Source organism: Citrobacter amalonaticus Y19 (assembly GCF_000981805.1).
Lineage (GTDB): Bacteria > Pseudomonadota > Gammaproteobacteria > Enterobacterales > Enterobacteriaceae > Citrobacter_A > Citrobacter_A amalonaticus_C.
On the sequence record NZ_CP011132.1, the window covers coordinates 995,854 to 1,010,278 of the forward strand.

Annotated in this window: 11 protein-coding genes; 2 read left to right on the plus strand and 9 right to left on the minus strand. The window is 54.0% G+C overall.

Annotation, left to right across the window (positions count from 1 at the left end; genetic code table 11):
* Positions 1–24: 24 nt before the first annotated feature.
* The 4 genes from aspC to pncB form a co-directional block, all read right to left on the minus strand.
* Positions 25–1,215 (minus strand): aspartate transaminase, encoded by a 1,191-nt coding sequence (gene aspC / locus F384_RS04460; RefSeq protein ID WP_046478712.1) that lies wholly within the window; start codon positions 1,213–1,215, stop codon positions 25–27.
* Positions 1,216–1,398: 183 nt separating this feature from the next.
* Positions 1,399–2,460: a porin OmpF gene (gene ompF, locus F384_RS04465; protein WP_046478714.1), complete on the minus strand. Its 1,062-nt coding sequence runs from the start codon at positions 2,458–2,460 to the stop codon at positions 1,399–1,401.
* Positions 2,461–3,061: 601 nt separating this feature from the next.
* Positions 3,062–4,471, minus strand: a complete 1,410-nt coding sequence (asnS, locus tag F384_RS04470; protein WP_046478715.1) for an asparagine--tRNA ligase — start codon at positions 4,469–4,471, stop codon at positions 3,062–3,064.
* A 162-nt stretch (positions 4,472–4,633) separates the two neighbouring features.
* Entirely contained in the window at positions 4,634–5,836 is a 1,203-nt protein-coding gene (gene pncB, locus F384_RS04475; RefSeq protein ID WP_046478716.1) for a nicotinate phosphoribosyltransferase, read from the minus strand.
* Between the two features lie 266 nt (positions 5,837–6,102).
* On the opposite strand from pncB, the gene pepN reads away from it, so the two are divergent.
* A complete protein-coding gene (gene pepN / locus F384_RS04480) occupies positions 6,103–8,715 on the plus strand; it encodes an aminopeptidase N (protein WP_046478718.1) in 2,613 nt (870 codons plus the stop codon).
* Between the two features lie 102 nt (positions 8,716–8,817).
* Here pepN and ssuB read toward each other — a convergent pair whose 3' ends face one another.
* The 5 genes from ssuB to ssuE are packed head-to-tail and all read right to left on the minus strand — an operon-like array spanning position 8,818 to position 13,069.
* Complete coding sequence (gene ssuB, locus F384_RS04485; protein WP_046478719.1) at positions 8,818–9,585, minus strand: aliphatic sulfonates ABC transporter ATP-binding protein; 768 nt, start codon at positions 9,583–9,585, stop codon at positions 8,818–8,820.
* Positions 9,582–10,373 carry an aliphatic sulfonate ABC transporter permease SsuC gene (gene ssuC / locus F384_RS04490; protein WP_046478721.1) on the minus strand — a complete coding sequence of 264 codons (792 nt, stop codon included), beginning with the start codon at positions 10,371–10,373 and terminating at the stop codon, positions 9,582–9,584. Before ssuC ends, ssuB begins: the two co-directional genes overlap by 4 nt.
* Positions 10,374–10,384: 11 nt before the next feature.
* Positions 10,385–11,530 carry an FMNH2-dependent alkanesulfonate monooxygenase gene (gene ssuD / locus F384_RS04495; RefSeq protein ID WP_046478722.1) on the minus strand — a complete coding sequence of 382 codons (1,146 nt, stop codon included), beginning with the start codon at positions 11,528–11,530 and terminating at the stop codon, positions 10,385–10,387.
* Positions 11,527–12,501 (minus strand): sulfonate ABC transporter substrate-binding protein, encoded by a 975-nt coding sequence (locus tag F384_RS04500; protein ID WP_046478723.1) that lies wholly within the window; start codon positions 12,499–12,501, stop codon positions 11,527–11,529. The genes ssuD and F384_RS04500 overlap by 4 nt, the downstream gene beginning before the upstream one ends.
* Positions 12,494–13,069: an NADPH-dependent FMN reductase gene (gene ssuE / locus F384_RS04505; protein ID WP_046478725.1), complete on the minus strand. Its 576-nt coding sequence runs from the start codon at positions 13,067–13,069 to the stop codon at positions 12,494–12,496. The genes F384_RS04500 and ssuE overlap by 8 nt, the downstream gene beginning before the upstream one ends.
* Before the next feature lie 243 nt (positions 13,070–13,312).
* Here ssuE and pyrD point away from each other — a divergent pair, with 243 nt between their 5' ends.
* The gene (pyrD, locus tag F384_RS04510; protein WP_046478726.1) at positions 13,313–14,323 is read left to right on the plus strand and encodes a quinone-dependent dihydroorotate dehydrogenase; all 1,011 of its coding nucleotides are present in this window, start codon (positions 13,313–13,315) and stop codon (positions 14,321–14,323) included.
* Positions 14,324–14,425: the final 102 nt, after the last annotated feature.

Sequence of the window (14,425 nt, forward strand, 5' to 3'; positions counted from 1 at the left end):
CGGGCTTTGCTTTTATCGCACGTCTTACAGCACGGCGACAATGGCTTCGCACAGCGGCGCCATGTTATCCGGCGTCATCCCGGCGACGTTCACGCGACCCGAAGCTACCGCGTAGACGCCAAACTCTTCACGCAGACGCAGAACCTGCTCTTTGGTCAGGCCGCTGAAAGAGAACATGCCGTTTTGTTTGATGATAAAGCTGAAATCGCGATCCGCCCCTTTCTCTTGCAGGGTATTCACAAACAGCAGACGCATACGCTGAATGCGCTGACGCATGTCGGTCAGTTCCTGTTCCCAGATTGCACGCAGCGCATCGTTGCTGAGAATGGTGGCAACCACGGATGCGCCGTGGGCTGGCGGGTTAGAGTAGTTCGCACGAATTACGGATTTCATCTGGCTGAAGGCGCGGTCAACGGTTTCGGTATCTGCCGCCACCAGCGTACAAGCACCGACGCGTTCGTTGTACAGGCCAAAGTTCTTGGAGTAGGAGCTCGCGACGATCAGTTCTTTGTGCAGCGCGGCGAATGCGCGCAGCCCTTCCGCATCTTCTTCCAGACCGCGGGCGAAGCCCTGATACGCGAAGTCAAACAGCGGTAACCAGCCTTTCTCGACGGAAAGCTTAGCCAGGGTTTGCCACTGCTCAAGCGTTGGGTCGATACCGGTTGGGTTATGACAGCAACCGTGGAACAGAACCACGTCGCCCGCCTGCGCTTCGCTCAGGCTGTTTTGCAGCGCGTCGAAGTCGAGGGAATGGTTTTCTGCGTCGTAATAAGCGTACTCGCGTACTTCCAGCCCGGCAGAGTTAAACACGCTCTTATGGTTTGGCCAGCTCGGGTTACTCACCCATACGCGTTTTACTGCCGTATTTTTTGCCAGGAAGTCGGCTGCAACGCGCAGCGCGCCGGTGCCGCCCGGCGTTTGCGCCGTACGTGCGCGTTTGTCATTGATAAGCGCGCTACCTTTGCCGAACAGCAGTTCCTGCGTGCAACGGCCAAATTCCGGAATACCGTCAATGCCGAGGTAGTTTTTTGTTGTTTCATTTTCGAGTAGATATTGCTCGGCTTTCTTAACGCTGGTCAGCACTGGCGTTTTGCCAGTTTCATCTTTATAGACACCGATCCCAAGGTTAATTTTCGAAGGACGGTCATCAGCACGAAACAGATCGGCCAGACCCAGAATGGGGTCGGCAGGGGCGGCAGTAATGTTCTCAAACATGACGAGGTTCCATTGTGGTTACAGAAGGGAAATCCGTTATCAGGTTAACGGTAGATTTACAAAATGCCAACCGTTAGTGATGAAAACCCTGAAGGTTTTTTGAAGTCGCAAGATTTGGCTGACAGGCATAAAAAAACAGGACCGAAGTCCTGTTTTTTAGGCATTTAGCAAAGGGGTCTGCTATTAGAACTGGTATACGATACCCAGAGCAACGGTGTCGTCAGAGTTCACGCCCAGTTTGTTGTCAGAATCAATCTGGTTGATCTGGTAGTCAACATAAGTGGACATGTTTTTATTGAAGTAGTAGGTTGCGCCCACTTCAATGTAGTTCACCAGATCTTCGCTACCTACGTCTTCAACGTTTTTCGCTTTAGATTTGTTGTAGGAGATAGACGGACGCAGACCGAAGTCGAACTGGTACTGAGCTACAACGAAGAAGTCCTGAGTTTTGTTTGCAAAACCGTCTTCGATGCGGGTAGCGTTACGGGTTTCACCGTAGTTGGCTGCCAGGTAGATGTTGTTCGCATCGTATTTCAGACCCGTCGCCCACTGCTCAGCTTTCTCACCGTGACCACGAATAGAATTGACCTGAGCGTCGGTACGGTCAGCTGCGCCGTATGCACCAACAATGCCGAAGCCATTCATTTCGTAGCTAACAGAACCGCCGACGCCGTCACCGTTAGAGCGACCAACGTTACCGTCACGCTCGTTTTTACCCAGGTACTGAACACCGAAGTTCAGGCCATCAACCAGACCGAAGAAGTTAGCGTTACGGTAGGTTGCTACGCCACCAACACGGCCAACGAAGAAGTTATCGCTGTACGCAGTATCACCGCCGAATTCTGGCAGCATATCGGTGTAACCCAGTGCATCGTAAACGATACCGTAGTTACGACCGTAGTCGAAGGAGCCCGCGTCGCCGAATTTCAGACCAGCGAATGCCAGACGGGTTTTGTTGTTGTTCTGCGCGTCATCACCGCCTTCAGAGTTGTTACCGGCGAAGTTATATTCCCACTGGCCGTAACCGGTCAGTTGGTCATTGATCTGAGTTTCCCCTTTGAAACCAAGACGGGCATAAGTCTGGTCGCCGTCATTGCCTTTGTTATCAGAAAAATAGTGCAGACCTACCGCTTTACCGTACAGGTCCAGTTTGTTGCCGTCTTTGTTGTAGATTTCTGCAGCGTTAGCTGCACCGGCTACCAGCAGAGCAGGGATAACCACTGCCAGAATATTGCGCTTCATCATTATTTATTACCCTCATTGGTTTTTTTATGACACCTGCCACTGCCGTCAATAAATTTCGTCAATAAAAATTTACGGAACTATTGATGAGAGTTTGGTGTCTTTATGTGTCTGACAGGCATCTTTCCATTCAAACTATCGTTTCGCTACCGTGAAAGTGCTACAAAGATAAAGAATTGGTTTCAGAAAGAAAAAATGTGTAACTGGATATTACATTTCTGGAACTTTGTGAACGACATCATATTTCGAAACGATTTCAGCTCCAGATCACACCACTTATATCTATTTATATGATTTTCTTATCTTTAATTCGGCTAAAAGAAAAATAGCGTACAGAAAGTAGACGTTTCCAGTTTGACTTATGCCTGTATCTGGACGTCTGGAATGCTGTGAAATTGTCTATAAAACGTGCTAATAGATGAGGAAAAACTAATCCGCAAGAAAATTGTGGTTTATTTTTTGTGCAGAAATATTACGACGCAATATCCGGTAACAGGATCTGGCGGGGTGGGGAGGTGATCTCAGGATTGCTTACGAATTACTCAAAAACCTGACATTTCAGCCAATAAAAAAGGCCAGCAAGGCTGGCCTTTTACGAACTTTTTTAGAACGTCGCGTTACGCGGTGTGCGCGGGAAGGCGATTACGTCACGAACGTTCTGTACGCCGGTAACGTAAGCGATCAAACGCTCGAAGCCGAGACCGAAGCCGGAGTGCGGCACGGTACCGTAGCGGCGCAGGTCGCGATACCACCAGTAGTCTTCTTTGTTCAGACCCATTTCCAGCATGCGCGCATCCAGCACATCCAGACGCTCTTCACGCTGAGAACCACCGATGATTTCACCGATACCCGGAGCCAGAACGTCCATCGCGGCAACGGTTTTACCGTCTTCGTTCAGGCGCATATAGAACGCTTTAATCTCTTTCGGATAGTTTTTCACCACTACCGGCGCTTTAAAGTGTTCTTCTGCCAGATAACGTTCGTGTTCGGAGGAGAGATCGACACCCCAGTAAACCGGGTTCTCGAACTTTCTGCCTTTCTTAATGCACTCTTCCAGAATGGCGACCGCATCGGTGTAATCCACCTGGGCGAAATCCGCCTCGATGAAGCGTTCCAGACGACTAATCGCCTCTTTATCCACGCGCTCGGCAAAGAACTTCATGTCGTCAGCTCGCTCGGTCAGTACGGTTTTGAAGGCATATTTCAGCATGCCTTCCGCCAGACCGGCAATGTCGCTCAGGTTGGCGAAGGCCACTTCCGGTTCCAGCATCCAGAACTCCGCCAGGTGACGGGTGGTGTTGGAATTTTCCGCACGGAAGGTCGGACCGAAGGTATAGATCTTCGACAACGCGCAGGCGTAAGTTTCGCCGTTCAACTGGCCGGATACGGTCAGGAAGGACTCTTTACCAAAGAAGTCTTTGTCGAAATCCACTTTGCCCTGATCGTTACGCGGCAGGTTTTCCAGGTCCAGCGTCGACACGCGGAACATTTCACCCGCACCTTCGGTATCAGACGCGGTGATAAGCGGAGTGGAAACCCAGAAGAAGCCCTGCTCATCGAAGAAACGGTGCAGCGCCTGCGCCAGCGTGTGGCGAACACGTGCGACGGCACCAATCATGTTGGTACGCGGACGCAGGTGCGCAACTTCACGCAGGTACTCGATGCTGTGACGTTTCGCCGCCATCGGGTAGGTGTCAGGATCTTCAACCCAGCCGCTGACTTCAACCTCAGTCGCCTGGATCTCAAAACTCTGTCCTTGTCCCGGAGAGGCCACGACCTTGCCGGTGACGATAACGGAACAGCCGGTGGTCAGACGCAGCACTTCTTCATTGTAATTGGGCAGAGAATTATTGATGACGGCCTGTACAGGATCAAAGCAGGAACCGTCATAAACGGCGAGGAAGGAGATGCCAGCTTTTGAATCTCGGCGGGTGCGTACCCATCCGCGCACGGTGACTTCGCTGTCAACGGCTACGCGGCCCTGGAGTACGTCGGCTACAGGCACAACGCTCATAATATTCTCTCTGTTAATAGTCCGATATATAAACACATGTCCCCGGAATGGGGATTTCCTATGTTACCTGGCATCTGCAATCAGACAAGCAGAATTCACAGGCAAAGAGAAAGATTTCAGAAATAAGTACAAAAAGGGAGCCGAAGCGGCTCCCTGGAAGGATTAACTGGCTTTTTTGATATGCGGTAAATCAAACGCTTTACGCAATGCGCGAACAAAGGCTTTGTCGTGACAAATGGTTTTGCCCGGACTGTCAGACAGTTTGGCAACCGGTTTACCGTTGCACTCGACCAGTTTGATCACAATGTTCAGCGGTTTAACTTGCGGAATATCGCAGGTCAGACGCGTACCAATGCCAAAACTCAACTGCACGCGGGAGGAGAAGTGACGGTAAAGATCCACTGCTTTATTCAGATCCAGATTGTCGGAAAAGACCAACGTTTTGCTGTGTGGATCGATACCCAACTTTTCATAATGGGCGATGGCCTTTTCGCCCCACTCGACAGGATCGCCAGAGTCATGGCGCAGTCCCTGATAACGGGTCGCAAATTCGCTGCCAAAGTCGCGTAAGAACGCATCCATCGTGATGCAGTCGGTCAGCGCGATGCCAAGTTGATCCGGATATTCAGTTAACCACGCGGCCAGGGCGGCACGCTGGCTGGTCGCCAGTTCAGGACTTATCTGTTGATGCGCCTGGAACCACTCGTGCGCCTGTGTGCCCATTGGCGTCAGCGACAGACGGCGGGCCAGATCGTAGTTACTGGTGCCAACGAACCACGACTCCTGCTGCAAACGCTTCACGATAGCCTGTTGCACTTCGCGAGAAAAACGGCGACGGGTGCCGAAATCCATCAGGTGGAAGCGGGACATATCGAGACTGGACGTTAAAGCAGTGAAATCGACTAATTTCGTCTCCAGCGTATCGAGGGCCTGCGCGACGCCCATTTCTGGTGAGCGATAGCGATGAACCAGTTCGCTGATCACTGCCAGCAGCGGGACTTCCCACATGATGACTTCACGCCACGGACCGCTTAAGCGGATATTCAGCTTTCCGTTGTCGTTGCTGACGGAAACCTGCTGCGGGTCATAGCGAAAATCGCGCAGCCAGTTGAGGTAATCCGCTTTGAAGAAGGGCAGGCCGGAGAGCCACTGATACTCTTCTTCCTCCAGGCGCAGATGCTGCATAGCATTGACCTGCTCGCGAATGGTGTCGGCATAAATACCCAGCAGGTCGTCGCCTCGGCAACGAAATTCAGCCGCTACCTGCACATCATAGTAGTGGTGAAATACGGCTTGCTGCATATGCAACTTATAAGCATCTGTATCCAGCAACGAGTGCAGAACAGGAGAAGCGAATTGTGTCATAGGTGCGCAGTAGCATCCTCTCACGGGAGCGTTTAGTACAATAAACAACTAAGAAAACCGCTGGAGTATACCTTGTTTAGCGATTTATTGAACCCCGATCACACCATAAGCTGACGTCAGGGTCGAGTGCATTTCGTGCCGCGTGTTATAAAAATGTAGCAAAAAGAGTGTTTGTGCCTGAAAAGATAAACATTCTGCGTAGCGTGTTTTGCGCAACAGGAATAGACTGAACTCGAGACTCTTCAAAAGATGCTAAAGGTTTTTTTATGACACAACAGCCACAAGCCAAATACCGTCACGACTACCGTGCGCCGGATTACCAGATTACTGATATTGACTTGACCTTTGACCTGGATGCTGAAAAAACCGTGGTCACGGCAGTGAGCCAGGCTGTTCGTCATGGCGCATCGGATGCCCCGCTGAAACTGGATGGAGAAGATCTGACGCTGGTCTCTCTCCACGTCAACGATGAACCGTGGACAGCTTATAAAGAAGAAGCAGGCACGCTGGTGATTAGCAATCTGCCCGAGCGTTTTACGCTGCGTATTGTTAATGAAATCAGCCCGGCCCGGAACACCGCGCTGGAAGGCCTGTATCAGTCGGGCGAGGCGTTATGTACCCAGTGTGAAGCGGAAGGCTTCCGCCATATCACCTGGTATCTCGACCGTCCGGACGTACTGGCGCGTTTTACCACCAAAATTATTGCCGATAAAAGCAAATATCCGTTCCTGCTCTCCAACGGTAACCGTACCGGCGAGGGGGAACTGGAAAACGGTCGTCACTGGGTTCAGTGGCAGGATCCGTTCCCGAAACCGTGCTACCTGTTTGCGCTGGTCGCCGGTGACTTCGACGTGCTGCGCGATACCTTTACCACCCGTTCCGGGCGCGAAGTGGCGCTGGAGCTGTATGTGGATCGCGGTAATCTCGACCGTGCGCCGTGGGCGATGACGTCGTTACAAAACTCGATGAAGTGGGACGAGGAGCGCTTCGGCCTGGAGTACGATCTCGACATCTATATGATCGTCGCCGTCGACTTCTTTAATATGGGCGCGATGGAGAATAAAGGTCTTAATATCTTTAACTCCAAATACGTGCTGGCGCGAACTGACACCGCCACCGACAAAGATTATCTCGATATTGAACGCGTGATCGGCCATGAATATTTCCACAACTGGACAGGCAACCGCGTCACCTGTCGCGACTGGTTCCAGTTGAGTCTGAAAGAGGGGTTAACCGTTTTCCGCGATCAGGAGTTCAGTTCGGATCTTGGTTCCCGCGCGGTTAACCGGATCAGCAACGTGCGCACCATGCGCGGCCTGCAGTTTGCTGAAGATGCCAGCCCGATGGCACATCCGATCCGCCCGGATAAGGTCATCGAAATGAACAACTTCTACACCCTGACCGTGTATGAAAAGGGCGCAGAAGTCATTCGCATGATCCATACCCTGCTGGGCGAGACGAATTTCCAGAAAGGGATGCAACTGTACTTTGAGCGCCACGACGGCAGCGCGGCGACCTGTGATGACTTCGTCCAGGCAATGGAAGATGCATCCAACGTCGATCTTTCCCATTTCCGCCGTTGGTACAGCCAGTCCGGCACACCAATTGTCACCGTTAAAGATGACTATAACCCGGAAACCGAGCAGTACACGCTGACCCTCAGCCAGCGCACGCCGGCAACGCCGGATCAGGCCGAGAAACAGCCGCTGCATATTCCGTTTGCCATCGAACTGTATGACAACGAAGGCAACGTGATCCCGCTACAGAAAGGCGGTCATCCGGTTAACGCCGTGCTGAATGTGACGCAGGCGGAGCAGACGTTTGTGTTCGACAACGTTTATTTCCAGCCGGTACCGGCGCTGCTGTGCGAGTTCTCTGCCCCGGTGAAACTGGAATATAAGTGGAGCGATCAGCAACTGACGTTCCTGATGCGCCATGCGCGCAACGACTTCTCCCGTTGGGACGCGGCGCAAAGCCTGCTGGCAACGTACATCAAGCTGAACGTGGCGCGTCATCAGCAGGGACAACCACTCTCTCTGCCGGCTCATGTGGCGGATGCTTTCCGCGCCGTGCTGCTGGATGAGAAGATCGACCCGGCGCTGGCGGCGGAAATTCTGACGCTGCCTTCGGCAAACGAAATTGCCGAGCTGTTTGAGATAATCGATCCGCTGGCGATTGCGGACGTTCGCGACGCGTTAACGCGGACGCTGGCCGTTGAACTGGCGGATGAGTTCCTGGCAATCTATAACGCCAACCGCCTGGAAGAGTACCGCGTTGAGCATGCGGACATCGGCAAACGTACGCTGCGTAACGCCTGCCTGCGCTTCCTGGCCTTCGGTGATACGACGCTGGCAGACGCGCTGGTGAGCAAACAGTATCGTGAAGCGAACAACATGACCGATGCCCTGGCGGCGCTGTCTGCGGCGGTGGCTGCACAGTTGCCGTGCCGTGACACGCTGATGCAGGAGTATGACGACAAGTGGCATCAGGACGGTCTGGTGATGGACAAATGGTTTATTCTGCAGTCTACCAGTCCGGCGGATAACGTGCTGGAGACGGTGCGCGGCCTGTTGAAGCACCGTTCGTTCAGCATGAGCAACCCGAACCGTATTCGTTCGCTGATTGGTGCGTTTGCGGGCAGTAACCCGGCGGCTTTCCATGCGGAAGATGGCAGCGGCTATCAGTTCCTGGTCGAGATGTTGACCGAGCTTAACAGCCGTAACCCGCAGGTGGCGTCGCGTCTGATCGAGCCGTTGATCCGTCTGAAGCGGTATGATGCGAAGCGTCAGCAAAAAATGCGTGCCGCGCTGGAGCAGTTGAAAGGGCTGGATAATCTTTCAGGCGATCTGTTCGAGAAGGTCACCAAAGCGTTAGCCTGATACATTGAACTGTCGTTTTATCGGCCGGATAAGGCGGTAATGCCGCCATCCGGCAAAATGCCCGGTGGCGCTCGCCTACCGGGCCTGGAACGTCCTGAATGCTTATCCATGCCGACGGGCTGGCTGTTCTGTTACCCCACGCTGCATAACCCGACTCAACACGTCAGCTTCCAGTTCCGCTAAACGCACCGATCCCAGGCGGCGCGGTCGCGCAATGTCGACCGTCAGATCCAGGCCAATCTTGCCATCCTCAATCAATAACACCCGATCAGCCATCGCCACGGCTTCGCTGACGTCATGCGTTACCAGCAGCACGGTGAAACCATGCTCTTGCCACAGCGAAACAATAAGATCCTGCATCTCCAGCCGCGTTAGCGCATCCAGCGCGCCAAGCGGTTCGTCGAGCAACAGCAGGCCTGGTCGGTGGATCAGCGCTCGCGCAAGGGCGACACGCTGCTTTTGTCCGCCGGAAAGCGCGGCTGGCCATTCCGTCGCCCGATTTTCCAGCCCAACCGCCGCCAGCGCCTGACGCGCAGCGTCCCGCCAGTGGCCCTTCAACCCCAGTCCCACATTGTCGATCACCGACTTCCACGGCAAAAGCCGGGCATCCTGAAACATCATACGGGTATCGTCCTGAATATCGCGAAGCGGCGTAGTACCGGCCAACAGTTCACCCGCATTCGGTGATTCCAGCCCCGCCAGCAGGCGTAGCAGGGTGCTTTTACCCCCACCGCTGCGCCCGACGACGGCAACAAACTGACCTGCCGGAATATGCAGATCCAACTGATTCAATACGGTGTTCGCCGCATACTTTTTCGTCACCGCATTCAGCAGAAGCGGTGTACCCTGGTTCAGACGGGCGGTGTTCATACGGTTGCCTCCTTCACATGATAAGCCGGGTTCCAGCGCAGCCAGACGCGTTCCAGCAGTTGAGCGCTGACGTCGGCGAGTTTACCGAGCAGGGCGTAGAGAATAATGGCGACAACCACGATATCCGTTTGCAGAAACTCCCTTGCGTTCATCGCCAGATAACCGATCCCGGAATTGGCCGAGATGGTTTCGGCGACGATCAGCGTCAGCCACATCAGCCCCAGCGCAAAGCGCACGCCGACCATAATCGAGGGCAGGGCGCCGGGCAGGATCACATGGAGAAACAGCGAAAAGCCGGACAACCCGTAGCTGCGCGCCATTTCCACCAGACCGCTGTCGATATTGCGGATCCCGTGCCAGGTGTTGATGTAGATGGGAAAGAGCGTCCCCAGCGCCACCAGGAAGATCTTCGCGGTTTCATCAATGCCAAACCACAAGATCACTAACGGGATCAGTGCCAGATGCGGAACGTTACGCAGCATCTGAATTGACGTGTCCAGCAGACGTTCGCCCCAGCGCGATAAGCCGCTGATCAGCCCCAGCGTCAGGCCAATCGAGCCGCCGATCGAAAAGCCGATCAGCGCACGCCAGGAGCTGATGGCCAGATGCTGCCAGAGTTCGCCGCTGGCGGAGAGCGTCCAGAAGGCGGTTACCACCCCTTCCGGTGAGGGTAAAATACGCCCGGAGAGCCAGCCCACGGAGGAGGCCAGTTGCCAGACGGCGACGATGCCCACCGGTAAAAACCAGGGGGCAACGCGTAGCAACCACTTTTTCGTTGGCGTTGCCATCACGGTTCTCCTCAGCTCTGCGCGACTTTGCGCGGAATAAAGTCATTCGCCACCGCTTCGCCCTGCTGATGCAGGCGTTGCGGCTGCGGGACTTCCGGGATCGCGACGTCCAGATGCGGGAACAACAGTTCACCGACTCTGTATGCCTCTTCCAGATGCGGATAACCTGAAAGCACAAAGCTGTCGATGCCCAGCGCGGCATATTCATTGATGCGCGCCGCCACCGTCGGACCGTCACCGACCAGCGCGGTTCCGGCGCCACCACGCACCAGGCCCACACCCGCCCACAGATTTGGGCTTACCTCCAGTTGGTCGCGCTTGCCGTTATGCAGCGCCGCCATTCGGTGCTGACCGACGGAATCCGTCCGGGCGAAAGCCGCCTGCGCTTTCGCGATGGTCTCGTCATCAAGGTGGGCAATCAGCCGATCCGCTGCCCGCCATGCTTCCTCGTTGGTTTCACGGACGATGACGTGCAGGCGGATGCCAAAACGAATGTTGCGCCCGCGCGCTGCGGCTTTGGCGCGTACCTGGGCTATTTTCTCTTTCACCAGCTCAGGCGGCTCGCCCCAGGTGAGGTAAAGATCGACCTGCTCAGCGGCCAGATCCTGAGCGACGTCGGAAGAACCGCCAAAGTAGAGTGGGGGATAGGGCTGTTGGATCGGCGGGAAGAACAGCTTCGCCCCGCGAACGTGGATGTGCTTGCCGTTGAAGTCGACGGTTTCGCCCTGTAATAAACGACGCCAGACCTGGGTGAACTCCGAGGAGGCCTCGTAACGTTCGCTGTGATCGAGAAATACACCGTCGCCCGCCAGTTCCTGCGGATCGCTGCCGGTGACCAGGTTAAACAGCGCGCGGCCGTTGGAGAGTCGGTCGAGCGTGGCGGCCTGACGAGCGGCGACGGTCGGTGAGGTGACGCTCGGGCGCAATGCCACCAGGAACTTGAGTCGCTGGGTCACCGGGATCATCGATGCCGCGACCAGCCACGCGTCTTCGCAGGATCGTCCGGTCGGGATCAACACGCCAGTGAACCCCAGACGATCCGCCGCCTGAGCAATCTGCTGTAAGTAGCCTTGATCCACCGGACGAGAGCCTTCTTCGGTTCCCAGATAGTGACCGTCACCGTGCGTCGGTAAAAACCAGAACATATTCAGGCTCATAATTGTTTTCCTTCCTGTTGAGTGGGCTGCCAGATGCGCTGGCGAATATCGATTTTTTTCGGTACCAGTCGGTTTTCGTAAAACAGGTCCGCAGTTTGTTGCTGCAGGGCGGCCACAGAGGCGCTAACCGGAGAAATGGTGGTTGGTGGACGATGATCGAGATACGAGGCAATCACCGCTTCCGGCAAACCCATCGTTTTTGCCAGCAGGGCAATACTCTCCTGACGCTGACTGAGGGTTAACGCATCGGCCTGACTGAAGGTTTCCAGCACGCCCTGAATGAATGCGCCGTTCTTCTCGGCGTATGGTCGTGCGGCGAGATAGAACGATCCCGTCTGTTTCAGATCGCTGCCGTCTTTCAGCACGCGCACACCGCCCTGCAATAATGCCGCGGAATAGTAGGGATCCCAGATGGCCCACGCATCGACGTTACCCTGCTGGAACGCCGCGCGGGCATCGGCAGGGGTCAGGTACGTAGGCTGGATATCGGTAAATTTCAGCCCGGCCTGTTGCAGCGCACGCAGCAGCAGGTTGTGCGAACTGGAGCCTTTCTGGAATGCCACTTTGTGACCTTTCAGTTCCGCCACCGTCTTGATCGGGCTGTTTTCCGGCACCAGAATCACTTCTGCTTTCGGTTTTGCCGGTTCAACGCCGACGTAAACTAAATCCGCCCCGGCGGCCTGGGCAAAAATGGGGGGAATATCACCGGTGCTGCCCAGATCGATACTGCCGACGTTCAGGGCTTCCAGCATCTGCGGCCCGGCGGGAAATTCAATCCAGGATATTTTTGTTCCGGGATAGCGCGTTTCCAGAAACTGGTGGCTTTTCGCCAGAACCATACTGATGCTGCCTTTCTGATAGCCAATACGTAAGGCATCAGGGGAGGGTTCCGCCGCCTGTGTCAGCCCGGAAAAAGCCAGCAGCCCAGCGAATGCCAGCCACGCCGTACGGGGGGTAAGAAGATTACGCATGGGCCGCACCTCGCACGGTTTCAAAAGCGGGAACCCTGACATCACGGCGATGCAGGGCGTGCCAGAACGTTTCCAGCGCCTTATCCAGACGCAGTTGTAAATTGGGCGTGAAATGCGGTTTATGTTGATAGTCGATCACCTGGGAGTCATCGGCAAAAACGCCGTGCAAAATCTCCTGGGCTTTCAGAGCGCTGAGCACCGGTTTCAGTGCGTAATCAACGGCGAGCAGGTGAGCGACGGTGCCGCCCGTTGCCAGCGGCAGGACCACTTTGCCTTCCAGCGCTCGCTCAGGGAGCAGATCGAGCAGCGTTTTTAGCGCGCCGGAGTAGGCGGCTTTATAGACCGGCGTGGCAACGATCAGGCCGTCCGCTTCTTTCAATTGCTCAACGAGTGTTTTCAACGCCGGGCTGTCGAAACGGGCATACAGCAGATCTTCAGGCTCGAAGTTGTGCAGATTCCAGTGGTAAACCTCGACGTCCTGACCGTTCAGTTTTTCCCGGGCATATTCCAGTAACGCACTGGATCGGGAGGGAAAGCGTGGGCTTCCCGCCAGAGTGATGACGCGCATAGATGCATTCTCCCCTTATAACTAATTGTTCGCTTTTATTTAACATTGATAACAATTTTTGCAGTCTGACAGAGGGGGATCGGGAATCGAAATGATTTATGCGGAATAGAAAATCTGAAAATTGCATAAAAAGAACGTCGCAGGGGAAACGTTTGCTTTTTATTGCCACAGGTCAATTCCCTTTTTGACCGACATCGCCCATAATACGCCCCCGGTTTGCACACCGGGAATCCAGGAGAGTTCATGTACTACCCCTTCGTTCGTAAAGCCCTTTTCCAGCTCGATCCTGAGCGCGCTCATGAATTAACATTTCAGCAATTACGTCGTGTGACGGGAACGCCGCTAGAAGCGCTGATCCGCCAGAAAGTGCCGACAAAACCGGTCAGTTGTATGGGATTAACCTTTAAAAATCCGCTCGGTCTGGCTGCCGGTCTGGACAAGGACGGGGAGTGTATTGATGCCCTGGGCGCGATGGGATTTGGCTCGATCGAGATAGGCACCGTGACCCCGCGTCCGCAACCCGGCAACGACAAGCCACGACTGTTTCGCCTGGTCGATGCTGAAGGTTTGATCAACCGCATGGGTTTTAATAACCACGGCGTTGATAACCTGGTGGAGAACGTTAAAAAGGCCCATTATGATGGGGTGCTCGGGATTAATATCGGCAAAAATAAAGATACGCCGGTCGAGCAGGGTAAAGATGACTATCTGATTTGTATGGAAAAAATCTATGCCTATGCCGGTTATATTGCCATTAATATCTCCTCGCCAAATACACCTGGATTACGTTCGCTGCAATACGGCGACGCGCTGGATGATTTGCTGACCGCGATTAAAAATAAACAAAACGATCTGCAAACGATCCACCAGAAATATGTTCCGATCGCCGTAAAGATCGCGCCGGATCTTTCTGAGGAAGAACTGATCCAGGTTGCCGATAGTTTAGTGCGGCATAATATTGATGGCGTTATTGCCACTAATACTACACTCGATCGTTCTCTGGTTCAGGGAATGAAAAATTGCGATCAAATGGGTGGCTTAAGCGGTCGTCCGCTGCAATTAAAAAGCACAGAAATTATCCGCCGTCTGTCTGTGGAATTAAAAGGCCAGTTGCCTGTTATTGGCGTCGGCGGTATCGACTCTGTGATTGCCGCGCGTGAGAAGATGGCGGCCGGGGCATCGCTGGTTCAGATTTATTCTGGTTTTATTTTTAAAGGTCCGCAGCTGATTAAAGAAATCGTTACCCATATTTGATTTTTTCTCTCTCTTTATCAGAATATCAGACAACCAGGGGTTTATTTCCTCCCCTGGTTGTTTTATATTCTTTCACTGTTGCTTATTTAAACATTTTAAGCT